We start from the raw sequence: 26,709 nt of genomic DNA, 5'->3' as shown, positions 1-26,709 counted from the left end.
ATTTGTGTGGACCTTTTCTTATGCCTTGAAATAAAGGAATTTCTAAATTATATGGAAATTAGAATAGTTTAAATAATTTGTAAAAAAATATATTTACAAAAATTTTTAATTATATTAAAATAACGACATCGGTACTAGACGAATCAAGATTTGTTTTGTACAATATTGTCAGAATATTAAATTTTATTAGAAATATTCGATGGCTTTCAACAAGTTTCGACTGTTTCTTTTAAAAACAAAAATGGGGGGTAAACAATGAATAAGAAAAAAGTAGCAGGAGCCATGATGTCGTTTATGTTAGCGGCAGGCGTAATGGCTGGATGTAGCGCACAAGGCCAAGGCAGTTCCAGCAGCAGCGGAGACAGTAAAACAATCAAAATTGGTGTCAATATGGAATTATCTGGCGGGGTTGCTTCATACGGACAATCACTTACAGACGGGTTTCAATTGGGTGTAAATGAAATCAATAAAAAAGGGATCAACGGTAGCAAAATTCAAATAGTGAAAGTTGATAATAAATCAGATGCTGCTGAGGCAACAAATGCTGCTCTTAAACTAATCAGCCAGGATAAAGTTTCAGCAATTGTCGGACCAGCAACAAGTACAGATACAAAGGCGGAAATACAAATTGCCACAGATAATAAAGTGCCGGTGATTACTCCATCTGGTACAGCAGAAGATATTACGGTTAAAGATGGCAAATTAAATGACTTTGTGTTCCGTACATGCTTTATTGATTCATTCCAAGGAATAGTTGCAGCAAACTTTTCTTCAAAAGATCTTAAACAAAAAACGGCTGCAGTCTTAATCGATAGTGCAAGCGACTATTCAAAAGGACTTTCCGCTGCATTTAAAACACAGTTTAAGAAAAATGGCGGTAAAGTTATTTCTGAAGAGGCATATGTAGCAAAGGATACAGACTTCCATGCAACATTAACACGTATTAAAGCAGCAAACCCTGATTTTATCTATCTGCCAGGCTACTATGAAGAAGCAGGCTTAATTGTAAAGCAGGCTCGTGAGATAGGATTTACTGGAGCAATTATCGGTGGCGATGGCTGGGATTCTCCAAAACTCGTTGAACTTGCCGGTGCCAAGGCCTTAAATAATACGTACAGCACAAACCATTATTCTTCTCAAGATACTGATCAAAAGGTTCAAGATTTTGTTAAAGCATTCAAAGCTGAATATAGTGGGAAATCACCTGATACCTTTAACGCCCTTGGGTATGATACTGCATATATGCTTGCAGATGCCATCAAGCGTGCCGGCAGCAGCGACCCGCAAAAAATTCAGCAAGCCTTGGCTAAAACAAGCGATTTGAAACTAGTAACAGGTAACTTAAAGCTAGACAAAAATCATAACCCAATCAAATCAGCAGTTATTCTAGAGTACAAAGACGGACAAGCTCAATTCAAAACAAAGGTTAATCCATAATAGAAAAGCGGAAGCGACCGCTTAGCGACGTATGGGCTGGAGCTGGACAAGCATAAAAGTAGTCATACTGGACAAAATAATAGTTTCATAAATTAATAGGGAGAATCTATTCTCCCTATTGCCCATTATTTGTCCAATTAAAGGAGTGTGAGAAAATGGAGATTATCCAGCAGTTGGTTAACGGTATATCACTTGGCAGTATCTATGCCTTGATTGCCCTTGGCTATACGATGGTATATGGAATCGTTAAATTAATCAACTTTGCCCATGGTGACGTATTTATGGTTGGGGCATTTATTGGATTCTTTGCAATCGCTAAATTTCATTTAGGCTTTTTCCCTGCATTAATCCTTTCCATGGTCATTTGTGCAATATTAGGAGTGGTGATTGAGAGGATTGCTTATAAACCGCTACGAAATGCAACAAGAATTGCTGCCTTGATTACAGCAATTGGAGTATCGTTATTGATTGAATATGGTACAATTTATCTTCGCGGTGCCCAGCCTGAGGCCTATCCAAGCAATGTACTTCCAGAGAAGGCTTTAAAAATTTTCGGGGTGGAAATTAACAGCCAGTCATTATTTATTTTACTCGTTTCAGTTATATTAATGGTGATTTTGCAATTTATCGTTCATAAAACCAAAACAGGTAAGGCCATGCGTGCTGTTTCTGAGGATATGGATGCAGCTAGATTGATGGGGATCAATGTCGATAATACGATTTCAGCGACATTTGCCATCGGCTCTGCGCTTGCCGGTGCTGCCGGAGTTATTTTTGGGGTGTATTATACAAAAATTGAACCATTAATGGGGATCATTCCTGGATTAAAAGCGTTTGTCGCAGCAGTATTAGGTGGAATCGGTCATATCCCAGGTGCGATGGTCGGCGGATTATTACTTGGTGTGATTGAAGCACTTGTCAGTGCCCTAGGTTACTCCTTATGGCGTGATGCTGTGGCATTTGTTGTCTTAATCCTAATTTTAATTTTCCTTCCATCTGGATTATTTGGTAAAAATATAAGGGAAAAAGTTTAAGGGGGGCTAAAGCGATGAATACAATCAAACATACCAAGGGCTTCTGGTCCTCAATCGTTTTGGCTGTGGTGTTTGCAGTAGTCGTCCAGTTTTTAATTACTGGAGGCAGCTTAAATCCCTTCTATGTCAATACATTGTTTTTTATCGGCATTAATATTATTCTTGCAGTAAGTTTGCACTTGATTATTGGAATTACAGGTCAATTCTCAATTGGCCATGCTGGTTTTCTTGCAGTTGGTGCTTACGCCTCAGCAATTATCACCATGAAGCTGCAGCTTCCATTTGGACTTGCATTAGTGGTCGGCGGATTAGCAGCTGCAGTAGCAGGACTTATTATTGGTATTCCTACTTTAAGATTAAAAGGTGACTATTTAGCGATTGCCACTCTTGGTTTCGGTGAAATACTCAGAATTATCTTACTTAATATTGATTATGTCGGCGGAGCAAGCGGATTGTCAGTTTCCCATTTAACAACCTGGCCATGGATTGCAGGCTGTATGCTTTTTACGATTGTTGTGATCAACAATTTTACGAATTCAACTCACGGAAGAGCTTGTATCTCGATTCGTGAAAATGAGATTGCGGCAGATGCAATGGGAATTAATACTACTTTTTATAAGGTAGCAGCGTTTGCGATTGGCGCATTTTTTGCAGGAATTGCCCGCGGATTATATGCCCATAATTTCTACATTATTCAACCATCCAACTTTGGCTTTTTGAAATCATTTGATATCTTAATTTTTGTGGTTCTTGGCGGGTTAGGAAGTTTATCAGGTGCGGTCATTTCTGCGATCCTGTTGACGATTATTTCCACCTTCCTGCAAGATTACCCTGAAACAAGGATGATTATCTACAGCTTGGTGTTAATTATCATGATGCTTTACCGTCCACAAGGCTTGATGGGAACAAAAGAATTAACTTCATTCTTTAAAGGACGAAACTCCGCTAAAGGAGGAAATATACAATGACAGAGAATACTCCATTGCTAAAAGTCGATCAGGTCGGGATTCGCTTTGGCGGCTTAAAAGCAGTCTCCGACTTAAATATGGAATTAAAACAAGGTGAGCTTGTTGGTTTAATTGGTCCGAATGGTGCCGGAAAAACCACCTTTTTCAACCTGTTAACCGGTGTTTATGTCCCTACGGAAGGAACGGTTTCTTTAAGCGGGGAAAAATTAAATGGGTTACCGCCACATCGGATTACGCGAAAAGGAATCAGCCGTACCTTCCAAAACATCCGTTTGTTCAGCGAATTGTCAGTGCTTGATAATGTTAAGGTTGCTTATCATTCACTTGCCAAGCATTCGATGTTAAGTTCGATTCTTCGTCTTCCCTCTTACTTTTCTGGAGAAAAGGAAATGGAAGAAAAGGCAATTGAGTTTTTAAAAATATTTAAGCTTGAAGGGTTTCTCAATGAAAAGGCAAAAAACCTGCCGTATGGGCAGCAGCGCCGTCTCGAAATTGCTCGGGCATTAGCGGCATATCCAAAACTCTTGCTGCTGGATGAACCTGCTGCAGGGATGAACCCTCAGGAGACTCATGAATTAATGGAGTTAATTGCTTTTATCAGGGAAAGATTTTCATTAACGGTATTGCTGATTGAGCATGATATGCAGCTAGTCATGGGCGTCTGTGAACGCATCTATGTTCTTGACCATGGACAATTGATTGCCCAAGGTACACCAGAAGAAATCCGCAACAATCCTAAGGTTATCGAAGCATACCTGGGCGAGGAGGTTTCATAAAATGTTAAAGATCAATGATATTGATGTTTTTTATGGTAATATCCATGCCCTAAAAGGTGTTTCCCTGGAAATAAACGAAGGGGAAATTGTGACCTTAATTGGAGCAAATGGCGCCGGTAAAAGTACATTGTTAAAAACCATTTCTGGATTACTAAAGCCAAAGAAAGGCGAGGTTTCCTTTGAAGGAGGATCGATTGCCGGGAAAGTTGCCCAGGCAATTGTGAAAAAAGGAATTTCTCATGTTCCCGAAGGACGGCGGATTTTTGCGGGGATGACCGTTGAGGAAAATCTTGAATTAGGCGCTTATTTACGCAAGGATAAACAAGGGATCCGTGAGGACTTTGAAAAAGTGTATCAGTTATTCCCGCGTTTGCTTGAGCGGAAAAAGCAACAAGCTGGAACATTATCCGGCGGTGAACAGCAAATGCTTGCAATGGGGCGGGCGTTAATGGCAAGGCCTCGTTTGCTTCTGCTGGATGAACCATCGATGGGGCTCGCACCATTGTTGGTTAAAACGATTTTTGATATTATCCGTGAAATTAACCAAACGGGAACAACGATTTTATTAGTTGAGCAAAATGCCAACATGGCATTATCGATTGCACACCGTGCCTATGTCATCGAAACAGGCAAAATTGTCGCCTCAGGAACTGCCGAAGAACTGAACCAAAGCGACCAAATCAGAAATGCCTACCTGGGCGGTCACTAAGATGATAAAGTCACACACTGCCGCTGACAAGTTAAATCAACAGAAAAAAGGGTACCGATCATAATAAATCGGATACCCTTTTTGTGTATTACTTAATTTTCGCAACCTCAAGCTCAACCTGCTCACGTTTTTTCGGACTTAGCTGATGCCGCACTTTGATAGCATAGTCTTCATATAGCTGCTCTAAACCGACTAAAGCAAGCGAAAAGAAATTCGCATAATTGTTCTTAACTTCCCACTTTAATTCATTTCTTCCACAAATACTATATCGATTCAACTCTTCTATTTCCTTTTTCACTTTAGCTAATTCCCTGTTGTACTCCTCAGGCGGAAGAGTTAAAAGTTGATCAATTCTTTCAATATATGCCTTCGACTTTTCAATCTTTTTTTGAATATCGACATATGCATCAATTTCAATCAGCGAATATTTTAGCTTAAACTCATTTAATAATTCTGCTGCATCATATGTGGCATTCACAATATCATCCCGTGTCATTTCATTGGTTTCATAGCTGAGCATATGTTTCCAGCTTGGCTGTGTAATCGCCGCACGGTGGTCTTCCAAACTATGACAGAACTTTTTGTATCCGTATATTTCCGGATGCTCAAAGGCTGGGCTTGCAGGATCGAGAAACGGTGCGAGCGGTGAGATAAAATAAAAAAGTCTTGGATCATTTCCACACCTAATGTGTATTTCTTCACAAAAATCGATGTTTTCCAAGGCACTTTTATATGTCTGTCCAGGAACACCAACCATGAAAAATAAATCAATCTTTTTACAGCCGTGTCTAAGGGCAGAATTCATGGTTTCGATTATCTTTTCATTTGTGCAGCTAAACTTACCATTTAACTTCCTTAGCTTCTCTTCATGAGTTTCAAGCGTAACTTCAATGCTATATTTCGGAACAGCTTCGTTTATTTTTTTGAAAAAGGACTCATCGGCGTACTGAAATAATTCAAAAACAAGTTCATTCTTGAGTTTCATATTTTTCAAGAATCCTAAAAATTCATCAACATACTCAGCTCCGCCCTGGCGAATATCATGCAGAATAAAGATAGGCGCGCGGCTAAACCTTTGGATAAACTGAATATCTTCAGCCAGTTTGCTCGGAGACCTTAAGGCAATCGAGTTTCGATTACAGTTTTGCGAGTAGGCATCCTTTGAACCGCCGCAAATCAAACAGTTTTGAGTACAACCCTTTGCGGTCAACAGTGCGGTGTTGGGATATTGAAGCCAGCCGTTATAGGGAAGTGGATCAAGGAAATTTTTATATTTAAAAACAGACCGAATCGTATAGCGGTAGCCTGGCACATCAAATTCATCTAAATTCTTCGGCACATATGTCAAGGGGTTATAGCCAATTTCGTTCCCTTTTTTCCAAGTTAAATTTGGAATATCAGCATAATGGGTGCTGCCCGATTCCAATTTATTCATCAAAAGAAGCATCAGCTTTTCGGTAGAATCACCGCGCATCACAAAATCGATAAACGGATATTGAATTAACTCTTTATGAAAATAGGATGATGATAAGCCTCCAAAAATAATCGGGATATCTGGATGCAGCCTTTTGACAATTTTAGCAAGCTCAATGCTGCCATGTGAATGGGGAAGCCAATGCAGGTCAATACCAAATAGCTTGGTCCGAATATTCCTCAACTTGCCTTCAACGTCAAAGCTTTGGTCCATTAACATGCGATTGGCAATGTTGATGATTTTTACCTTTAAACCGTACCGCTCCAGATAATCAGCAATGCTCGTTAAACCAATCGGATACATCTCAAACACTGGTGATGAAGGAACAACATCACTAATCGGACCCGCAAGTAAAGAGTTTTTTCGAAAATCGTAAACGCTTGGTGCATGAAGAAGAACGAGATCGTATTTCATCTGTAACACCCTCTTATATTCTTTGTGAATTTATTCACTATTTATAAATTGATAACATTAATTAATTGAAAAAAGATGTAAATTAGGGTAATAATACCAATTATCTATAGTGTACAATATGTCTTTTGAATTAGAGTGACAAACGGGTGACAAATTGATGGAAAAGAAGTGTACAATCAAGGATAGAAGACTGATGGAAGGATGATGTTCATGGCAACTGTTAAAACGAATGCGATGCGCATTCTTGATGCAAAAAAAATTGCTTATGAGGTTTTGACCTACGATAACAAGGATGGAAAAATTGACGGTGTTTCCGTTGCTGCCAAAGTCGGAAAAAAACCGCATGAAGTATATAAAACACTTGTGACCCAAGGAGCAAGTAAGGAGCTTTTTGTCTTTGTGATCCCGGTTGAAGAAGAGTTAGATTTGAAAAAATGCGCAAACCTTGCGGGCGAAAAGAAAGTTGAAATGATTCCGGTAAAAGATATTCAGAAATGGACAGGCTATATTCGCGGTGGCTGCTCGCCCGTTGGGATGAAAAAAGAATACAAAACCTTCCTTGACGAAAGCAGCCAGGAGCTGCAGACAATTGTCGTTAGCGGCGGCAAAATCGGCGTACAAATTGTTGTTAGTCCGCAAAGCCTGAAAGATGTGAGTGATGCTGTTTTTGCAGATCTAACAAAAAGGATGTGTTAAAGGAAATCAACAGCCAAAGTTAACACAGCCAACGAAATGGTAATAGGCATTCACCTATTTTTGCCGTTATGCATACGATAGGTTTGTAAGAAGTACTGACAAAGGCATAACGCAAAAAGGGAGTGCAAGCAAGTGACAGAGAAAATCAGAAATTACTTTGCTGGCGGAAATACAGCCCGAGGTTTTCATAGCTTGTATGAATCAAACCTTCAAGGTCTAGAGCGATTGTTTATTTTAAAAGGAGGACCTGGAACAGGTAAATCCTCTTTAATGAAAAAAATTGGCAGACAATGGGTGGAAAGAGGCTTTGACATTGAATTTCTCCACTGTTCATCTGATAACGATTCCATTGATGGTGTGTTGATCCCTGCCTTAAAAGTGGGTATTGTTGATGGAACAGCGCCGCATATTATTGAACCAAAAGCACCAGGAGCAGTAGAAGAATATATTAACCTTGGCGCTGCATGGGATACCAAAGCCTTAAAGCTGCAAAAAGACAGGATCCAAAGCTTAACAACACAAATCAGTCGATCATTTCAGACAGCCTATGCTACCTTTAAGGAAGCGCTGGAAATTCATGATGATTGGGAAAAAATTTATATCAGCAATATGGACTTTAAGAAAGCTGACCAATTAACCAAGAAATTAATCGAAAAATTCTTTGGAAAAATCAAAATCAATAAACAGTCTGATATCCGCCACCGTTTCCTTGGTGCGGCTACACCAAAAGGCGCTGTTGATTTTGTCCCTAACTTAACCGAGGAAATTCCAAAAAGATATTTTATCAAAGGACGCCCTGGTTCTGGAAAATCAACATTACTCAAAAAGCTGGCTTCTGCCGCAGAAGAACGAGGCATTGATGTTGAAGTTTATCACTGTGGCTTTGACCCACATAGCCTTGATATGGTAATTTTCCGTGAACTCGGCATTGCCATCTTTGACAGCACCGCCCCGCATGAATATTTCCCAAGCTGCGATGGCGATGAAATAATTGATATGTATGAACTGCTCATCACCCAGGGAACCGATGAAATTTACGAAGACACACTAAAAAATATTGCTACTTCCTATAAAAATAAAATGGAAATGGCTACAGCTTGGTTAGCACGGGCAAAACAATATCATGATGAGCTTGAAACTATTTATGTGGCAGCAATGGATTTTTCAAAGGTGGAAGAAATCGGAAGAAGAATTGAAGAAGAAATTAGTGATTTAGCTGGTGTTTATCAGGAATAATCGAAAAAGAATGCCATTTTTGTGGCATTCTTTTTTTGCGGTTATTGATGCAAGTATATAGTTAGAAATCTGGTTTCGGACACAAAGATCGAAAAATATCGCGGTTGTGTCCGAAGTCAGGGTATCTTCGGACAGAGGAAGCCGAATATAGCACAGGTGTGTCCGAAGTCAGGATATCTTCGGACAAAGGGAAGCAAAATTTCCATAGTTGTGTCCGAACCCTGGGCTTACTCGTGCCATTGGGTTTCTCGACATTTTTTTTTGCGGTTTTTTATGTGTGTGGATTGGTTTTGCTTTGTTGGCCTTTATTGCGCTTATTCCCTTTGCTGCTATCCCCGCTCGTAAACTCTGTTGCAAATTCTGACTCGGCGTGACCTGCCTTCGGTGAGTTTTGATTATTGCTGCCCTTGTTGTATTTCTTGGTCATTTCATTGCTCCTTTCAATAAGCTAAAATTAGTATGGCAAGGTAAAAGGGCTTTATGCATGTTGGAAAGGGTGGATTTTATGGTAAAAGCAGTCGATTTCCTAACCAAAATATTTGAAGAAAACCGAAATGATGCCGCTGCAGGGCCAATGGAAAAGTATATGAAGGATCATTTTCCTTTTTTAGGAATTAAAAAACCTCTAAGAAATGAACTTGAAAAACAGTTTTTCAAAGAGATGGAGATTTTAAAGGAACCATTTAATCCTACATTTGTTCAAGAATTGTGGCAGAAGGATGAGAGAGAATATCAATATACCGCATTAATATACATAGAAAAATCATTGAAAAAACTGGAGAAGCCTGATTTGCAGTTGATGGAGCATTTCATTGTCACTAAATCATGGTGGGATACGGTTGATACCTTGGCCGCAAAGCCTGTTGGAGCGATTGCCAGGAAGTTTCCTGAAGTGATTGAAGAGCATATTGATGGGTGGAGTACTTCTGAAAACATGTGGCTTCGCCGCACGGCCATCCTTTTTCAGCTAAAACACAAGCAAGATACAAATGAAAGGCTGCTGTATCAATATATCTTGAAAAACGCTGGCAGCAAAGAATTTTTTATCCAAAAAGCAATTGGCTGGGCATTGCGGGAGTATTCAAAGACAAATCCCGCTTCAGTAAAGGAATTTTTGCAAGATCATGAGGTTTCTCGGTTAAGCTATCGCGAGGGAAGCAAGTATATATGATAGGCAAAACTAGTATGGTAAAATGGCAATACAATGGATAAGGGTGTGAACAGCATGATTAAATGTATTGCAACAGATATGGATGGAACCTTGTTGGATTCTGTTTCTAAAAAAATAACTTCTGAAAATAGACAAGCGATCGTTGATGCTCAGGCACACGGAATCGAGGTAGTCATTTCTACAGGACGCAGCTATGATGAGGTCAACTATCTTCTCGAGGAAGCAGGAATTGAGTGCCCGATGATTCTCGTCAATGGAGCGGAAACGCGTTCAAAGGATGGGGATATCAGTTCAACCAATCCGTTAACAAAGGGACAGGTTCTGGAAGTTGCAAAAATATTATCTGACAATGGAATCTACTTCGAAGTCTACACAGACCAAGGGAAGTTTACCCATGATCGTGAAAAATCAGTAGAAGTTATTCTTAACATCGTCGCAAGTGCCAATGATAAAGCCAATGTTGAGGAAGCAAAGAAATTTGCCCGGGAAAGAGCGAAAAGAATTAAGGAAATTGCTAGCTACGATCAATTGTTTGATAACAAGGTATATAAACTCCTTGCTTTTTCCTTTGATGATAACCAACTAGCCCAAGCTGCGAAGTCGTTGGAAGGGGTTGCCCATATTGCCGTAAGCTCTTCTGGACACAGGAACATGGAAATAACGCACATCCATGCGCAAAAAGGTATAGCGCTTGAAAGGTTTGTTGCTTCAAGAGGTATTTCCTTAGAAGAAACGATGGCTGTTGGTGACAGCTATAACGATGTTTCGATGTTTGAAAAGGCCGGCAGAGCGGTTGCAATGGGAAATGCAGATGACTTGATTAAGGAAAAATGCGATTTTGTCACAGCACCCAATGATGAAAGCGGCGTTGCAAAGGCCATTTGGGAAGTTTTAAAGTCGGAGCGAGTATAGCTTTTGTCAATGATTGTTAGTTGGAAATGTTAATTGGCGGAATAATTCCTATTTTTGGCGGTATAAATGAAATTTTAGCGAAATAAACAATGATTTTGGCGAAATAATTGGCAAAATCGGCGAAATCAACTTCATACGAATGTAAAAAAACGAGGAAGACAACTGATGTCTTCCTCGTTTTTAATCTCTTTTTCCAATTCCTTTTAAAATAACCTGAACAAGCTGCTCGACTTCAAGTGAATCGTCCCAATTTAAATCGGGAAACAATGCAAAGCGGACCATAAAGTAACCAAAAACTTGTGTCAACATTGTTCGCATCAAGACGGGATTAGGCAGGTCCAGTAATTCACCGCGCTGTTTACATGTATCCAAAATCACAGTCACATGTTGATAAGGGACCTTTTGGAAAAAGGAAACGAGCTGACCCCTTAAATCATCGCGGTGCAAAAGCTCAACGACAAGTATTTTAAAAATTTGTTTATTCTCTCGAACAAATTCCAAGCGATTCTTGATTAATGTGGTTAAAAAGCTCTCAAAGCTGTTAAATGGTTTCGTTAAAACCTCTTGGATAAATTCATCGGCAACCACTGGAACAGCATTCAGCAAAAAGGGTAAAATCACAGACAGCAGCAGGTTTTCTTTTGAACCGAAATGACGGAAAATGGTCCCTTCTGCCACACCGGCTGCTTTGGCAATTTCCGCCGTTGACGTCGATGCATAGCCTTTATCAGCAAACATTTGAATGGCCGTTTCAACGATTTTTTGCTGCTTCTCAGTCATTTTTTCAGTGCTTTTCGCTTGAGCTAAAGCTAATTCAAGCAAACTTTTAGCTGGCAATTTTGTCTCATCACCTTTATATGGATAGTGTCGGCGTTGCGGCCATCATTCTTTATATTTTCCGATACTTTTTCAATGCAAATACATTTAATACGATAAAAATAACAGCAAAGCCGAAGAGAACATAAATATCGTACTGAATGTCACTCCAGCCCAAGCCTTTGTACATCACCGTCTGCAAGGCATCGCCGCCGTAATACATTGGCATACATTTTGCAATCACCTGGAGCCAGTTCGCCATCCCATCAACAGGGAGAATCCCTGCAAAAAAGATTTGCGGAATAATCACAATTGGAATAAATTGCATCATTTGGAATTCCGAGTTAGCAAAGGCGGATAAGAGGATTCCAAGCGACAGGGCAACAAGGGCAAGCATCAGATTGATTAAAATAACATAGCCAATCGAACCAACCAATACAATATCTAAAACTTTTACAGCGTAATAGACAACAATCACGGTTTGAACGATCGCAAATAACCCATATCCGGCAAGATATCCAAAGACAATGTTGTGGCGCTTGATGGGAGTTGCTAAGAGGCGGTCAAGCGTACCTGTCGTCCGCTCACGCAATAAAGCAATCCCAGAAATAAGAAACACAAAGAAAAATACGAAGAATCCGACAAGAATCGGTCCCAATAAATCAAAAAAGCTAGTGTCCTTACTGCCATAAAGATAGGATGTATTGACCTTTGGTACATTGACTGTTTCCAGCTTAAGCGGCGGGCCGCCATGAAGCTTTGTTTGCAAGACCTTCATAAATGAAGAGAGGCCTTCTTTTTGTTTTTCGGCAGTTTGGGCTGCAATCGTCTGCTGGACCTTCATTTGCAGACCTTTTGCGGCCGCAGGGTCGGTATTTTTAAGTGTAAGCTTATAGGTACTTCCGCTCTTCGTGAGGAAGCCATCCAATTGATCATCGACGATGGTCGTTTTTAAATTGTCAACCTTGGTATATTTTTTTACATCAATGTCTTTATTCTTCAAATCCTTAATGAGGGCAGCATCATTGTTTATGACCCCCAGCTTCGGATTGGGCGTATCGCTCGTGAACAAAAAATGCATTAAAGTCATAATCACAAGCGGAGCCACCATCATCAATCCAAGTGTCCGTTTATCACGGAACATTTGCTGAATTATCCGCTTAACAAAGGCAAGTGTTCTCATTGGCCGCTGCCCCCCGCTTTTAAAAATACTTCTTCCAAACTTTGAATTCCATATTGCTCTTTAAGCTGTGAGGGTGAACCGCTGGTGATGAGCCTGCCGTCACGAATCATCGCAAGCTGGTCGCACTTTTCAGCTTCATCCATCACATGTGTGGTCACTAAGATTGTTTTACCTTCATCTTTTAAACGGTAAAGCTCCTTCCAAATGGATAACCGCAGCTCCGGGTCTATCCCGACTGTTGGTTCATCCAAAATAAGCACCTGTGGATTCTGAATTAAGGCAATCGCAAGCGATAAGCGGCGCTTCATTCCGCCGGAAAAGGCCTGAACTTTTTTCGATAATTCAGAGGTTAAGTTGACTAAATCGGCCGCATACTCGATTCGTTTTGTTTGTTCCTGCTTCTTTAATTTAAAAAGCGAAGCAAAAAAGGCGAGATTTTCGCGGGCGGTGAGGTCGTTATATAGGGCATCGGACTGGGCCATGTAGCCAATTTTTTGCAGCAATTTTAGGTTTGGCACAGCAGTATCCAGTACCTGGATATCCCCTTTCGTCGGGCGATCCATACCGACAATCAGTTTAACTAAGGTTGTTTTTCCAGAGCCTGATGGTCCGATTAAGCCGTAAATCTGTCCTGGAACGACAGTTAAATCAACATTTTGCAACACTTCTTTTTTTCCAAAGCTTTTACTAACCTGGTTTACAACAATGGATGGCGTCATTGAAAAGCCTCCTCTTATAAAAGTGAGTGATTACTCACTTTTATTATACGCGATTTTGATTATCGGTCAAGAACATTTTGGATCGATTAGAGGGGTATGCACGTTTTTCAACATTTGATGCACGATTTTAGCCCTTGTTTGCAGGATTTTGCCTTGGCTTTGCACGTTTTTCGAGGAGGCTTGCACGTTTAGCCATTTACTGGAAAAATAGTGCCGCGTTGGAGCAGTTAATGAACAAAAATAAAGACCGACACAAGTTCGGTCTTTACAATATTTGAATCTTCAACGAGTCCATCTGTGAAACAAGTAAGTCTTCATAGCTTTGCTGGGCTTGGTAGTTGACTTCTTGATCATTTACATTTGGATTATCTTTTTTTGCCTGTGCGGTCACATCAGCCATAACTTGATCGGCAAGGATGGTGTATTTATATTCTTTTTCCTCTAGAGAGCTAAACTTTTTATCGCCAAAGCTGGTGATTAAGCTTTTTACAGCGGGATATTGATCATATTGAGCATGGTCTTTGGCAATTGCACCCGTGATGGCATCAGTTGTTACTTGATGGCCTCGCTCCTCCGCTAGTAAGGCCATGGAACGAATGCGGATGATTTGGGTTAACAGCTGGTTTTGGTCCTTCGCACTTTTTTCCTGCGAATCGATATATGCTAATTCATCTTCAAGCTGGCTGCCCGTATAAGTTTTCTTGGCATTCTCACGATTAATTTCCAGTTGCAGTTTATTGACTAATTGATAAAATTGCAAATCCTCATTTTTGATCCATTGACCGTTTATCATTGCAACGCCAGCTGCCTTTTTAACGGTATAATCAATTGTTTTCTCTGTTTTACTGTTATCTTTTTTCATGTTAAAGGTAAGTTCGTACTTCCCATCCATCGGAAGCTTTACTTTCCCGGAATACTTGCCGTTTTTTTCATCTGTTAAGCTAACAGACATTGTGCCATGGTCCATATTAGCCATTGATACGTCGGCGGAAATTGCCAACCCAGAGACAGCTTTCTTATTTTCGGTTACTTTTATTTCAAATGAAGTCGCATGATCCTTTAAAAAATAAAGCTGCTTGGTCATCGTTATTTTATAATTCGGGCTTGAGCTGCAGCCTGACAGTAGGGCTACCATCAAGAGTACCGCACCGATTATCGCTTTTTTCATGAACCTGTCCCTCCCAGATTTTGTGCTGCTAAAAATTCAGCAACTGTGTATTTCGTCATTTTTCCTTCATTCAAATAAGCAACATGCGTACAAATCTGTTTAATTTCATCCAAATGATGCGAAGAAAGTAAAATCGTTTTATCATGCAATGACTTCAGAACCTCTAGGATTTCCACCCGTCCAATCGGGTCAATGCCGCTAGTTGGTTCATCAAGAATGAGAATGTTTGCATCCTGGTACAGGGTGACCGCAAGGCCGAGGCGCTGCAGCATGCCTTTTGAATATTTTTTGATGGGCTCGTTGCGGTCATCCCATAGGCGCACTGACCGCAGCATCGACTCAATTCGGCTCTCGTCTGCTTTTTTAAAAATTGCTTCAGCAAAAAATTTCATATTTTCATACCCCGTTAGGAGCGGGTAAAGCATAAATTTTTCCGGTAGGTAGGCAATTGATTTTTTCCATTCCTGCGTTTTAGCATTAACCGGACATCCATTTATGGAAATCGTTCCTTCATGTGCAGGAAGCAAACCTAGCAAACTATTAATAAAGGTTGATTTTCCCGCCCCGTTACGGCCAACCAATGCACAAATTTCAAATGGTTCAATCTCAATATTGACATCGTCTAAAACTACCTTTTTCCCAAAGGATTGGTTTAGGTTTTTTACCGAGATCATTCATTTCCCTCCTTACGGTGAAAAAATATCGCTGTTAAGTAGGATACGATCAGCCAGAAAGCTAGATTGCCAATCAGAAAATATGCGGGTTTCGTCCACATAAAGGCCTGCAGGAGCCTTGACATATGGCCAAACGAATAGACGCCCATGCCCGTTTCTAGAAACATTCGAACTGCTTCGAGCGGGTTTAAAAAATAGGCCAGTGAAAACCAGATAACATTGTCAGCGGTAACGTTTGGAAGCACGGACAAAAGAATAAAGTCATGCATGAAAAAGAAGTAAAACCAAACAAAAACCGCCGCCCCCACGATTTGCATCCGTGAACGGCAGAATGAACCAATGCATGCCCCCATTTGCAAGAAGACAATCGCCAAAAGAGCAATCGACAAGACGAAAACAAGATAGCCTTTTCCATCAATCACAAAGTTAAACTTTAAAAAAGCTAAATAAACGAAAAACCATGCCAAGAGCGGGGCGAGAACAATGGTGTAAAGTGCAAGGCTCTTTTTCCATAAGAAGCTCTGGTAATTGTCCTTTTTTGTTAACAGCATGATCAATGTTTTCTGTTCTTTTTCTTGAAAAATTGAAAACGCTCCGATGAACAAACAAAGGATTGGGATAAAGTAAATCAACGAATCAAATAAATTAATTAAGAGGACATAAAAGCCTTTATCAAATGAAAGGGCAGTAGAGCGGAATAAGATGCTGACGGAAATCAATGCAATAATGCTTAAAGAAAGCCAAAGCCCTTTTCCTCTTAAATTTTCTTTCCATTCCTTCCAAATGTAATGCATAGTCGATGTCTCCCTTTTATCAAAATCAACAGTGCTAAACCGATTAACACTATGACAATATACAGTGGCAAGTGGCTCTTGGTTTTTGTTACCAATGGGTAACGGTCCGTGAACATCTTCTCATTATGGCCGAGAAGGGCGTTCATTTTTTCATAGATGGTGATGGCAGGGCTTTTTAAAAATAAGCTGGTTAATTCCTGGTCCTCAATCAACCCATGAAGCGAAGATTGATAGGTAACCGGGAAGTCGCCAATCCCATCTTGGTTGAGGTCAGGAAGCGGGAACGCACTGCCCCAATCATTACCTTTGCCATTTTTGCTCCAGGCGTTGCCTGTTCCCTGACCTGCCACAGCAATGGCAGGAAAGTTGTTTTCAACAATTTGGTTTTGTGTGAATGTTTGCTCGTTGGAACTGGCCCAAAGCTCAATGCCAATTTGATTTTGCATGATCTTATTTTTTTGAAAAAGATTTCTGGTTGCTTGATCGAGATAAATTCCTCGCTGATTCATGTAAAAAGTGTTTTTGTCTATATGATTATCATTTGCCTGCAAGAGCAGTAACCCAAACGATTGGTTTCCATAGTTAAAGATAAATTGGTTGCCTGTGAGTGTAAGATGGTTTGAATTCATGATGGCTGCGCCGCCTATATTCATTGTGAATATATTGTTTTTAAAAGTGTTTTCGTCGGAATACATGTAATGTAGTCCATAACGAGTATTGCTGATATGATTTTCGTCGATCTTGTTTTTGTTTGCATAGGTGAAAAACATCCCGTCGCGGGTGCCTTCGATTGTATTATGAGAAAGCAGATTATTATTAGAATAATAGATTTGGAGACCATTGCCTTGACCCGCAATTTCCCCTTTGCCCATCCCGTGGATTTCATTGTCCGAAATCGTATTATGATGGGCCTGGCTTAGATAAATGCCATGAAAGGAATCACGGATCTTAATGTGATCAATCGTATTGCCGTTTGTGTAAACTTTGATCGCTGCATATTCCTCTTCAGAGTCGCGGCTCATGCTGCTGTGTTCAACGGTAAGATGGCTCAATTTTACATGGGGAGCCTTGATGGAAATCACATTACCGTGTCCGTTTCCTTTAATCACGGTATTTTTTGAACCGATTATTGTGATGCTTTTACGAATGACAAGATTTCCCTCGTAGGTTCGATCTTGCAGTTTTACAACCGCTCCCTCTTTCATGGAGTCGATTCGCTGCTGCAAGTTTTCGGCTGCCATATTTTTCTCAGGCTTCATGATGAAAAAAGAGAAAAAATGAAGAGAAAGAGCGTTACTTTTTTCATTGTTTTCGATCCTTCCATAGCGGAATGAGTGTAAGGATAAAGGAGAGTACAATCAGATAGGCCCCTTTTCCCAAGTAACTGTAAGTGGTAAAGTTAGCAAAATGATTTTGACCGACTACCGGCGGTACAAATGGTTTAATTTTAATTGGTGCATCTGGGCTAAGTTGGGTTCCAAATGTATTTAACCAATGAAGTAAATCGAATACTCCAAGTCCGCCGCCAATGACAAACAGTCCTATTAAAATATATAAGTAAAGCTTGCGCCGCAATAAGGCAACAATCAATGTAAGCACGGCAAGTCCGCCGATTAAATAGCTAAGATAACCAAGCTCGGGGAAGCTTTTTTCACTAAAGTTCGCCATGCCGATGTAATGGTTCAAGTTATTAATGATATCAAGTTTTCCATCGAGTTTATTAGGATAAACAATAATACTTAGCCCTTCTGGATACTGCGGTGCATACAGCAAGAGCTCCCACCATGGAAACAGGATCGAAACACCAATTAATACCGCTGAAGCTGCTAATAACAATGAAGACAAGATTGATAGTTTTTTAGCATACAAGTTAATCACACCTTATTTTTAGAAGGTCGGGTACCAATGATTCCACTGATACCCGACCCAACTTTATTGTTTGTACTAAGTTAAAGCCATTGTTGATTGGAACGGAAGGCGCCGACTCCTGCAGGAGTGGGGCTGGGGAGACCCCACAGGCGCTTTTCGCGCCGAGGAGGCTCCACGGAACGCCCGCGGAAAGCGTGCGCCTGGAGTGGAAATCAACACCTTATTGCTTAGGTTTAACTAGGAAATAACCTGTCATTTCCTGGTGCAATGCTGAACAGAAGTTTGTACAGTAAAGCGGGAAGGTACCGGCTTTATCAGCAACAAAATCAAGCGTATTGGTTTGACCAGGCTGGACTTCCATATTAATGTCATAGCCGTTGATTGCAAAACCATGCGTAATATCTTCATCAAAGTCAATGTTTGTCAAATGGATATAAACATGGTCGCCTTGATTTACATCAATCTCATCAGGGCGTTTTTGTGTGTGGTCAAAGGTAAATCTTGACCGCATCGCCGTACCGTAGACATCAACGCGATTACCAGTGCGGACAATTTTTGTATCATCCTGTTTGTATACAGCGTCTTTATTGTTCGGATCCTTCGGATAAACATTGATCGGATGAATTTTATCCGCCTTGATCATTTGTGCGTAGTGCGGTTCTGGGTTAGCTGGAACGGTATCAAGCAGGTGCATTTTTTGTCCACTGATATCAATTAATTGCATCGTTTCAGGATGTGATGGCCCCACGGATAAGAAGTTATCCTTCGCCAGCTTATTCAGGGATACCAAATATTTCCCATCAGGTGAAACCGTATCACCCTCTGCAGCTGTAACATGTCCTGGAGAATACTGGACAGGAATTCTGTCTAAAACTTGGCCTGTAGCATATTTCCATTTAACGACTTCAGAAGAAATGAACATCGAAGTATAGGCATTTCCTTTATCATCAAATGTTGTATGCAACGGTCCAAGTGCATTATCAGGGTTTACTTCTTTTACCAATACCTTTTTATACTGAAGAACTGGAATACCATTACGTTCACCGGCAAACTCTTTATTTTTGATGGCTTCAAATGCTTTTTCAAACGAGAAAACGGTCATCGCTGGTGCAAGTTTTCCAGAAGCAATAAAGTATTTACCATCCGGAGTGACGTCAACACCGTGCGGCGACTTTGCGGTTGGAATTAAATAAATGCCGCCTTTTTCTTTTTCAGGAAAAATCATTTTTTGCCCGTTCACTTCTTCGTACTTGCCGTCCTTCACCATTTGCGCAAGCTCTTTCCAGTTGAAAAGGACGACGTAGTCGCGGTCAGCCTTTGAGGCATTGATTTCAAGTGTTGATGTTGCTTCTTCTGTATTGTAAGTTGTCATAACAGCCCAGTCCCCCGAGCCCTTTTTACCAGCATCGGATAAATCATAGGACCATGGTGGCAAGGCAACCTGGTAGGCAATGTTTAACTTTTCATTTTGCTGATCAAGCGTTAAGGCACTCATAACACCGCGGTATTTTTGGCTGTATTCATCAAGTGATGTATACTGCTGGCCAATTGGCACAGCGAAACGGGTTGGTAAAAATACATATTCAGTATTTTGAGTGACAAACGCGGCACAGTGCGGTCCGCTTGTATTTGGTACTTTAATAATGTCCTTTGTTGTAAAGGTCTTCAAATCAACAACTGCGGCGCGGCTGTTCTCAACATCGGTTGCGAATAAGTATTTCCCGTTATAGTCACCGTTTGTTTCCGAAAGGGCTGGATGGTGAAAGTCACCCATTTGAAGCCCGCCAAGCATTTTTTTCGTTTCCGAATCAAATCCGTAGCCAGTTGCTGGGTCAGGAGAGAAGATCGGAACAGTCCGAATTTCGCGCATGGATGGAACACCGTAAACAAATAATTGTCCAGAGTGACCGCCAGAAGCGAATAAATAGTATTCGTCTTTTTTCCCTAACGGAACATATACTTTTTCAGCATCCGTGTTTCCGCTACCTACTGTAGTGCCTCCATTGGCGGCGGCAGTTTTCTGTTGCTGCTGGCCTGGCGAGATATTTCCGAAGGCAACAGTCGCTGCAACAAAGCCGAAAATTAGCCGGAAACAATCGGTACCAGCATTTTCTTGTTTATCATTTCGTTCACACCACCTTTACCATTATTGTTTTGCTTCAGATGCTTTTTTGAGCAGGTCCAACACTTGCTGGCGCTGATCGTCTGTTAATGGATCTTTTCCAAGAACGCCCGACATGACAGCGGATGTTGGCTGTTTCAGAAATTCCTCAATTGGTTTTCCGTGTTTGCTTTCCACCGTTGTATAGGCCTGTGATAAGTCTGGTCCCACTTGTCCGCCCTTAATATTTAAAGAACCAACGGAGTGGCATTGGATACAGCCTCTTTTGGCAATGATGTTGTCTTGGTCAACCGCTGTTGCCTTTGAAGCGGTGTCCTTTGTGGCAGTACTTGTATCTGTTTTTGTACTGGAGCTGCTTTGGTCAGCTGTTGCATTGGTGCTGGGACTTGCAGTTTGAGCGGTAGCTGTCTTTTCCTGGTTTGAAAAACCATTTCCTCCTGCGAGATCGTAGAGAACATACCCAAACATAAGACCCACGATTGCACTAATGACAAAGCTAAGAATAGCCTTATTCATCTTTCACCCTCCTTTTTTTGTTTTCAACAAATAAATCGTAAACCCGAATCAGGGTTAGAATTGTGATGTTTGCCACACTTTTTTTTGTGTATGTGAAAATTTTGTGAAGGGTCCTTACAGATAAACGTTTTGAAAAATTGAACTTTTTGTGAATCTCGTCACTGCCTATTAATTGAGATTTTTGTATGATGATGGTAGTGGAAACGAAAACTGCCAAATGCAAAGGGAGTGAGAAAGGTGAGTCAAATTGAGCATGCACTAAAGCTTCGCCAAACATCACATCCGTTTAGGATGGAGGACTTTTTGCAAAAGCTAGTTTTTTTCAGGGATTTATCAATGCAGACGAAGAAAGAGTTTGAAAGTAAAATCCAATCTATTCCTGTTAAAAAGGGTGAGCGGATTATTTCTGAGGAAGATGAGGCAGGAGGCGTATTTTTTGTTCAATCAGGAGTAGTGAAATTGACTAAGCAGGATGTCGATGGCAATGAAATTATTGTTTGTATTAAACAATCAGGTGATGTTTTTGCCGAAGCCTGCCTGTTCACCAATACCAACCCGGTCTATCCTGCAACAGCGACAGCACTAACTGATGGAATGCTCTATTTTTTGAGTAGAGCAGAATTGGAACGGGAATTGTATCACAATCCTGAACTGGCCTTGCAAATGATCGGATATATGAGTGACCAACTGCGAGAAATGACAACGACACTAAGGGATGTCGCTTTATTGGATGTTTTTTCAAAAACAGTCAAAACACTTGAACGGCTCGGTCGGAAGTTTAATCATGACAACACGAGATGGGATATTGAAATTCCATTATCAACTCAGGAATTTGCAACAGTTGTCGGGGCAACGAGAGAAAGTGTCAGTCGTGTTTTTGGAAAATTGAAAAAACAAGGAATCATCGAGATTAAGCCGCGAAAGATTATGATTGTTGATTCATGCATGCTTTGTGCATTGATGCAGAAGGAGTACTAAGTAGATTGGGTATGCACGATTTTCCTTAGACAATGCACGATTATTAGGGTGCTTTGCACGAATTTCGAATCGTTATGCACGATTTTCAATAGGCTTTGCACGTTTAGCCATTTATTGTAAAAAAATAAAGGGGTTAGCCAATAAAGGCCAACCCTCTTTAAAACTTATACGTCCAAAAACGTTCATTATTTAACCAAGCAAGCACTTCGGGATCCTTTTTTTCGATCAGATCAAGCCGATCCTTAAACAACTGCTCCGATTGTGACCGATGTGCTTTGATAGCATCCAGCTTTTTGTTAGAGATAGGGCTAATGTCATGAACAATATCAGCCGGCCCGAGTTCATCAACACAATTAGCTGAAAAAGCAACAAGATTGAGCTTTGGCCGCTTTTCTGCAGGCAGCCGCTTGACCGCTGCAACAACTGCTGCACCAGTGGCATCATGATCAGGATGTACGGCATATCCCGGATAAAAACTGATCAAGAGTGATGGCTTTAATTCCTCAATCATATCGGTGATAATGCCGATCAGCTTTTCATCATCCTCAAATTCAATCGTTTTATCACGAAAACCAAGCATTCTTAAATCTTGGATTCCTAGAACCGCAGCCGCATTTTTCAATTCTTCCCTGCGGATTTTCGGCAGCCCTTCCCTTGTTGTAAAAGGGGGATTCCCCATGTTTCGGCCCATTTCCCCTAATGTTAAACATGCATATGTGACAGGGGTTCCGTTTGCAGTATGTGTGGCAATCGTGCCGGATACTCCAAATGCCTCATCATCCGGGTGTGGAAAGATAACCAGGACTTGTCGCTCTTTTTCCATGAGAGATTCTCCTTTCTATGTGGTATATATCCGTCTACTTCTATTCAAATGGATTCGTACTAATTTCCAGGGCAACAGCCAGTTTCCCTAACGGATCATGTCCGGCAAGCAAAAGCCGTCCCTCTTGATCTACCTCAAAATGAGTAATTCCCTCAGCGTAAACCCAGCCAATCTGTAGCTTTAAGCCAACGCGATAGGGACCAGAGCCGATGATTTTCCCATGCTCATAACGGACAAGGGCATTGCGGATATAGGCTCCCGCAGAATAGGGTTTACCATCTAGATGTGTTGCATAGGCGCCGTTTGTCGTTTCTAGATGTAAATAAACATCCTTATTAGCAAATCGGTCTATTTCTGCCTGGACCGCTTTTTGGTCAATTTTCTCCAACATGCTTACCTCCCTTCCGTCACTCAGAGTACCTGTATACTTTCATAAAGAACATTACTATCATACTAAAATCAGTTCGAAAAAGCGAAGTACATGCTTGAATTTCGAGATACTAAATATTCGTATAAAAAAGTTCACATTTTAATCATAATTAGCTTTATTTTCGTGATAAATGTTACTATGAAAATTTACCTAAGGGTAGTAGTATTTTTACTACAAAGAAGAAAAAATACATGAGAAAAAATTAATAGTTGTAAGTGCTTACATCGCAATGATAATAACAAACACAATCCAAAATCGGATTGTGTTTTCATTCTCTATTTTATAGGTATTTAGTCACGTCATGAACCTATTGCAACCGTGGGAAAGTTACTTGTATCAGACAAGTGGACAAATCCTCAACAAGGAGGGACTTCAGAATGAACAACAGAGGAATTCCTGATGAATATCCGATCACCTTAGTAGTAAATGGCTTTGAGATTGCTGTATTTCAATTAACAAAACAAGATTTAGAGGACTGGGCCTATGGATATCTATATTCAGAAGGATATATCCAAGGCATCGATGATATTACATCCATCATGATCCATGAAGAAATGGGCCGAATTGATGTTGTCCTGAAAGGTGAATTTGACGTTGAACAATGGTTTGCAAAAAAGAAGCATTATACCGCAGGGTGTGGCCGAGGCGTCACTTTTTTTTCAATGACGGATGTAAAAAACTTTACGCCCGTTACTTCGAGCGCCGTCTATTCCCTTAGTTATCTAGGGTGATTCAAAAAGAGACAGCTAAAAATGGATTAGAAAGAGAGTTACACCAAAGATGGGAAGGAGCTACGAGAGATGGAGGAAATGAATCTTAGCCGCCGGCAGTTTTTGAAACTATCCGGTGCTGCAGCTGCAACCTTGGCAGTTGCTGAGCTTGGCTTCAATGAAAAGAAAGCATATGCCCAGACGAAAGAGTTAAAAATTGCAAAAGCAACAGTGACACCGACGATTTGCTGCTTTTGCGGCGTGGGCTGTGGGATTTTAGTCCACACCAAGAACAACACCGTCGTTTATACGGAGGGTGATCCCGATCACCCAATTAATGAGGGAACACTTTGCAGTAAAGGTACAACAATTAGACAGTTATATACATCTGAGAAACGCCTAACAAGGCCACTATACCGTGCGCCAGGAAGCAGCAAGTGGGAAGAAAAGTCCTGGAATTGGATGCTTGAAACGATTGCCAAGCGGGCAAAAGCAACTCGTGATGCGTCATTTGTAGAAGTGGAAAACGGGGTAACTGTAAACAAGACGGAGAAAATTGCAAGTCTTGGCGGTGCAGCCCTTGATAACGAAGAAACTTACTTGTTGGCTAAATTAATGAAAGGGCTTGGTGTCACCTATTTAGAGCACCAGGCACGAATATGACATAGTTCTACGGTTGCCGGTCTGGCACCATCGTTTGGACGTGGAGCAATGACAAACCACTGGAATGATTTGCAGCATACCGATGTTGCGCTCATTATGGGTGCAAATCCTGCTGAAAACCATCCAATCAGTTTTAGATGGCTGACGAAAGCCAAAGAAAAGGGCGGAAAAATTATTTCTGTCGACCCTCGTTTTACGAGAACATCCTCACAAGCTGACGTATATGCCAAGCTTCGTTCAGGAACGGATATTGCGTTTCTTGGCGGGATGATTAATTATGCAATTAATAACAATCTTATTCATAAAGAGTATGTCGCTAAATATACAAATGCCGGGTTCATTATTAAGGATGGATTCGACTTCAAGGATGGCCTGTTTACTGGCTATGATTCAGCTAAACGTGCCTATGATAAAACGAGTTGGGCATGGCAAACAACTCCGGATGGCAAACCAATGATTGATGAAACGCTGGAAAATCCGCGTTCAGTATTCCAATTAATGAAAAAGCACTATTCCCGTTATGATGCTGATACCGTTACAAAAGTAACAGGAACACCAAAAGAAGATTACTTAAAAGTTTGCGAAACCTTCTGTGCAACAAGCAAGGTAGGGAAATCAGGTACGATTCTCTATGCAATGGGCACAACCCAGCATACGGTTGGAACGCAAAATGTTCGTGCATACGTTATTCTTCAGCTATTACTTGGTAACATTGGCCTTCCTGGCGGAGGAATTAACGCCATGCGCGGTGAATCAAACGTACAAGGCTCAACAGACTTTGCGTTGTTATATGATAACCTTCCGGGATACCTGCCAACACCAAAAGCAACAGTACCGGAGCATACGACGCTGCAAGGCTTTATCACAAAAGAAACACCAACAAGCGGTTATTGGAGCAATAAACCAAAATTCATTGTCAGCCTCTTGAAAGCATGGTATGGCGATAATGCAACAGCAGACAACGAGTTTGGCTATCAATTCATGCCAAAAGGCAATAAAAACTATTCACATATTAATCTATTTAATGCGATGTACCAGGGACAGATCGAGGGAGCATTCCTTTTTGGAACAAATCCTATCGTCGGCGGTCCGAACGCCGGAAAAGAGAAGGAAGCCCTGGCAAACCTGAAGTGGATGGTGGCAATTGACCTTTGGGAAACAGAAACATCTGCATTCTGGCAAAAAGAAGCAGGCAGTGTTCCTGACAGAATTAATACCGAAGTATTCCTCCTTCCGGCATCATCCTCGTATGAAAAAGAAGGAAGTATTTCTAATAGCGGACGCTGGATGCAATACCGCTGGAAAGCTATTGATTCAAGAGGTGAGGCAAGGCCTGACCTTGAAGTTATTCACGAGCTTGCACTTCGGATCAAAGAATTATATACAAACAGCACTAAAACAGCTGACAAGCCAATTCAGGCCCTAACTTGGAACTTTGGAAAAGGTGACGAAGTTGATATTGACCTTGTCGCAAAAGAAATCAACGGTTACGACCTGAAAACTGGAAAATTGCTTCCTGGCTTTGGAGCTCTGCAAGCTGATGGTTCAACATCAAGTGGCTGCTGGATTTATTCCGGTTTCTATCCGGCAGAAGGCAAAAACCTTTCACAGCGCCGTGATAATAAAGACACAGGCAATGCCAACTTCCTAAACTGGTCATTTGCATGGCCGATGAACCGCCGAATCATCTACAACCGTGCGGCAGCAGACGCAAGTGGACAGCCATGGAGCAAAGACAAAGCAGTTATTTGGTGGGATGCCTTACAGAATAAGTGGGTTGGAAACGACGTTCCTGACTTTAAAGCCGACACTGCACCATCCGCGCAAGAAGGAACAGGTGCCTTTATGATGAATAAAGACGGAGTGGCTTTAATGTTTGCGCCAACTTTAAATGATGGTCCATTCCCTGAGCATTATGAACCATTTGAAAGCCCTGTTAATACAAATCCTTTCTCAAGCCAGAAACTGAACCCTGCAGCTGTCGTGATTCAGGGCGACTTTAATTTAAAAGGGGATAATGATAAATTCCCGATTGTCGCTACGAACTACCGTGTCAGTGAACATTGGCAATCAGGTACAATGACAAGGAACCAGCAGTGGCTTTCAGAGCTTGCCGGTCATATGTTCATTGAAATTAGTGAAGAATTGGCGAAAGAAAAAGGCATTAAAAATAAAGATACAGTCATTGTCAGCTCAGCACGTGGTGAAATCAGAGCATTTGCAATGGTAACAAAACGCTTTAAGCCTTTCATGGTGGATGGTAAAACAGTTCATCAAATCGGTATGCCATGGCATTTCGGCTTCAAGGGCTATGCTACCGGGGATTCAGCAAACAGACTGACACCACATATTGGGGATGCAAATTCATTCATTCCGGAATTTAAAGCATTCCTCTGTGACGTAAGGAGGGCCTAAGG

General features: G+C 41.0%; 26 protein-coding genes. 12 read left to right on the top strand and 14 right to left on the bottom strand.

The features are described from left to right. Nucleotides 1–255: 255 nt before the first annotated feature. The 5 genes from RCG17_RS12710 (at nt 256) to RCG17_RS12690 (ending at nt 4,924) form a co-directional block, all read left to right on the top strand. Nucleotides 256–1,437: an ABC transporter substrate-binding protein gene (locus RCG17_RS12710; RefSeq protein ID WP_308175491.1), complete on the top strand. Its 1,182-nt coding sequence runs from the start codon at nt 256–258 to the stop codon at nt 1,435–1,437. A gap of 155 nt (nt 1,438–1,592) precedes the next feature. Continuing rightward, nucleotides 1,593–2,471: a branched-chain amino acid ABC transporter permease gene (locus RCG17_RS12705; protein WP_308175490.1), complete on the top strand. Its 879-nt coding sequence runs from the start codon at nt 1,593–1,595 to the stop codon at nt 2,469–2,471. Nucleotides 2,472–2,485: 14 nt separating this feature from the next. Then, on the top strand, nt 2,486–3,439 hold the full coding sequence (locus RCG17_RS12700) for a branched-chain amino acid ABC transporter permease (RefSeq protein ID WP_308175489.1): 954 nt from the start codon (nt 2,486–2,488) through the stop codon (nt 3,437–3,439). Next, nucleotides 3,436–4,215: an ABC transporter ATP-binding protein gene (locus RCG17_RS12695; protein ID WP_308175488.1), complete on the top strand. Its 780-nt coding sequence runs from the start codon at nt 3,436–3,438 to the stop codon at nt 4,213–4,215. The genes RCG17_RS12700 and RCG17_RS12695 overlap by 4 nt, the downstream gene beginning before the upstream one ends. Before the next feature lies 1 nt (nt 4,216). Then, entirely contained in the window at nt 4,217–4,924 is a 708-nt protein-coding gene (locus RCG17_RS12690) for an ABC transporter ATP-binding protein (protein ID WP_308175487.1), read from the top strand. A gap of 88 nt (nt 4,925–5,012) precedes the next feature. Here the strand turns inward: RCG17_RS12690 and RCG17_RS12685 are convergent, their stop codons facing one another. Further along, nucleotides 5,013–6,812, bottom strand: a complete 1,800-nt coding sequence (locus tag RCG17_RS12685; protein WP_308175486.1) for a TIGR04190 family B12-binding domain/radical SAM domain protein — start codon at nt 6,810–6,812, stop codon at nt 5,013–5,015. Nucleotides 6,813–7,022: 210 nt separating this feature from the next. Here RCG17_RS12685 and ybaK point away from each other — a divergent pair, with 210 nt between their 5' ends. Together ybaK and RCG17_RS12675 are read left to right on the top strand one after the other, a co-directional pair. Further along, nucleotides 7,023–7,508, top strand: a complete 486-nt coding sequence (gene ybaK / locus RCG17_RS12680) for a Cys-tRNA(Pro) deacylase (RefSeq protein WP_308175485.1) — start codon at nt 7,023–7,025, stop codon at nt 7,506–7,508. A gap of 132 nt (nt 7,509–7,640) precedes the next feature. Beyond that, nucleotides 7,641–8,744, top strand: coding sequence for a PRK06851 family protein (locus tag RCG17_RS12675; RefSeq protein ID WP_308175484.1), 1,104 nt, complete (start codon nt 7,641–7,643; stop codon nt 8,742–8,744). A gap of 271 nt (nt 8,745–9,015) precedes the next feature. On the opposite strand, the gene RCG17_RS12670 is transcribed toward RCG17_RS12675, so the two are convergent. Then, the gene (locus RCG17_RS12670) at nt 9,016–9,171 is read right to left on the bottom strand and encodes a hypothetical protein (protein WP_308175483.1); all 156 of its coding nucleotides are present in this window, start codon (nt 9,169–9,171) and stop codon (nt 9,016–9,018) included. A gap of 78 nt (nt 9,172–9,249) precedes the next feature. On the opposite strand from RCG17_RS12670, the gene RCG17_RS12665 reads away from it, so the two are divergent. Both RCG17_RS12665 and RCG17_RS12660 read left to right on the top strand, forming a co-directional pair. After that, complete coding sequence (locus RCG17_RS12665; RefSeq protein WP_308175482.1) at nt 9,250–9,915, top strand: DNA alkylation repair protein; 666 nt, start codon at nt 9,250–9,252, stop codon at nt 9,913–9,915. A gap of 54 nt (nt 9,916–9,969) precedes the next feature. Next, on the top strand, nt 9,970–10,827 hold the full coding sequence (locus RCG17_RS12660) for a Cof-type HAD-IIB family hydrolase (protein WP_308175481.1): 858 nt from the start codon (nt 9,970–9,972) through the stop codon (nt 10,825–10,827). Between the two features lie 180 nt (nt 10,828–11,007). Here RCG17_RS12660 and RCG17_RS12655 read toward each other — a convergent pair whose 3' ends face one another. From RCG17_RS12655 to RCG17_RS12610, 10 genes are all read right to left on the bottom strand, one after another. After that, nucleotides 11,008–11,664 (bottom strand): TetR/AcrR family transcriptional regulator, encoded by a 657-nt coding sequence (locus tag RCG17_RS12655; RefSeq protein WP_308175480.1) that lies wholly within the window; start codon nt 11,662–11,664, stop codon nt 11,008–11,010. A gap of 52 nt (nt 11,665–11,716) precedes the next feature. Further along, nucleotides 11,717–12,826, bottom strand: coding sequence for an ABC transporter permease (locus RCG17_RS12650; RefSeq protein WP_308175479.1), 1,110 nt, complete (start codon nt 12,824–12,826; stop codon nt 11,717–11,719). Continuing rightward, nucleotides 12,823–13,545, bottom strand: a complete 723-nt coding sequence (locus RCG17_RS12645; protein WP_308175478.1) for an ABC transporter ATP-binding protein — start codon at nt 13,543–13,545, stop codon at nt 12,823–12,825. The genes RCG17_RS12650 and RCG17_RS12645 overlap by 4 nt, the downstream gene beginning before the upstream one ends. Before the next feature lie 265 nt (nt 13,546–13,810). Beyond that, complete coding sequence (locus tag RCG17_RS12640; RefSeq protein ID WP_308175477.1) at nt 13,811–14,713, bottom strand: FixH family protein; 903 nt, start codon at nt 14,711–14,713, stop codon at nt 13,811–13,813. Next, nucleotides 14,710–15,387 carry an ABC transporter ATP-binding protein gene (locus tag RCG17_RS12635; RefSeq protein ID WP_308175476.1) on the bottom strand — a complete coding sequence of 226 codons (678 nt, stop codon included), beginning with the start codon at nt 15,385–15,387 and terminating at the stop codon, nt 14,710–14,712. Before RCG17_RS12635 ends, RCG17_RS12640 begins: the two co-directional genes overlap by 4 nt. Further along, entirely contained in the window at nt 15,384–16,181 is a 798-nt protein-coding gene (locus RCG17_RS12630; protein WP_308175475.1) for an ABC transporter permease, read from the bottom strand. Before RCG17_RS12630 ends, RCG17_RS12635 begins: the two co-directional genes overlap by 4 nt. Further along, nucleotides 16,145–17,539: a nitrous oxide reductase family maturation protein NosD gene (gene nosD, locus RCG17_RS12625; RefSeq protein WP_308175474.1), complete on the bottom strand. Its 1,395-nt coding sequence runs from the start codon at nt 17,537–17,539 to the stop codon at nt 16,145–16,147. Before nosD ends, RCG17_RS12630 begins: the two co-directional genes overlap by 37 nt. After that, on the bottom strand, nt 17,484–18,059 hold the full coding sequence (locus RCG17_RS12620) for a hypothetical protein (protein ID WP_308175473.1): 576 nt from the start codon (nt 18,057–18,059) through the stop codon (nt 17,484–17,486). Before RCG17_RS12620 ends, nosD begins: the two co-directional genes overlap by 56 nt. A 211-nt stretch (nt 18,060–18,270) precedes the next feature. Further along, nucleotides 18,271–20,133 carry a Sec-dependent nitrous-oxide reductase gene (gene nosZ, locus RCG17_RS12615; protein WP_308175834.1) on the bottom strand — a complete coding sequence of 621 codons (1,863 nt, stop codon included), beginning with the start codon at nt 20,131–20,133 and terminating at the stop codon, nt 18,271–18,273. 63 nt (nt 20,134–20,196) lie between these two features. Continuing rightward, on the bottom strand, nt 20,197–20,688 hold the full coding sequence (locus tag RCG17_RS12610) for a cytochrome C (RefSeq protein WP_308175472.1): 492 nt from the start codon (nt 20,686–20,688) through the stop codon (nt 20,197–20,199). Between the two features lie 237 nt (nt 20,689–20,925). Here RCG17_RS12610 and RCG17_RS12605 point away from each other — a divergent pair, with 237 nt between their 5' ends. Then, on the top strand, nt 20,926–21,666 hold the full coding sequence (locus RCG17_RS12605) for a Crp/Fnr family transcriptional regulator (RefSeq protein WP_308175471.1): 741 nt from the start codon (nt 20,926–20,928) through the stop codon (nt 21,664–21,666). A gap of 157 nt (nt 21,667–21,823) precedes the next feature. On the opposite strand, the gene bshB2 is transcribed toward RCG17_RS12605, so the two are convergent. Together bshB2 and RCG17_RS12595 are read right to left on the bottom strand one after the other, a co-directional pair. Beyond that, nucleotides 21,824–22,489, bottom strand: coding sequence for a bacillithiol biosynthesis deacetylase BshB2 (bshB2, locus tag RCG17_RS12600; protein WP_308175470.1), 666 nt, complete (start codon nt 22,487–22,489; stop codon nt 21,824–21,826). A gap of 40 nt (nt 22,490–22,529) precedes the next feature. Continuing rightward, nucleotides 22,530–22,880, bottom strand: a complete 351-nt coding sequence (locus RCG17_RS12595; RefSeq protein ID WP_374120927.1) for a YojF family protein — start codon at nt 22,878–22,880, stop codon at nt 22,530–22,532. Nucleotides 22,881–23,296: 416 nt separating this feature from the next. On the opposite strand from RCG17_RS12595, the gene RCG17_RS12590 reads away from it, so the two are divergent. Then, nucleotides 23,297–23,650, top strand: coding sequence for a formate dehydrogenase accessory sulfurtransferase FdhD (locus RCG17_RS12590; protein ID WP_308175469.1), 354 nt, complete (start codon nt 23,297–23,299; stop codon nt 23,648–23,650). A gap of 78 nt (nt 23,651–23,728) precedes the next feature. Further along, the gene (gene fdnG, locus RCG17_RS12585) at nt 23,729–26,707 is read left to right on the top strand and encodes a formate dehydrogenase-N subunit alpha (protein ID WP_308175832.1); all 2,979 of its coding nucleotides are present in this window, start codon (nt 23,729–23,731) and stop codon (nt 26,705–26,707) included. The last annotated feature ends 2 nt before the right edge of the window (nt 26,708–26,709 follow it).

It is taken from the genome of Neobacillus sp. PS3-12 (genome assembly GCF_030915385.1).
Taxonomy (GTDB): domain Bacteria; phylum Bacillota; class Bacilli; order Bacillales; family Cytobacillaceae; genus JAEVLT01.
Note: the sequence above shows the minus strand (reverse complement) of the source record. Positions and strands in the feature narration are given on the sequence as shown.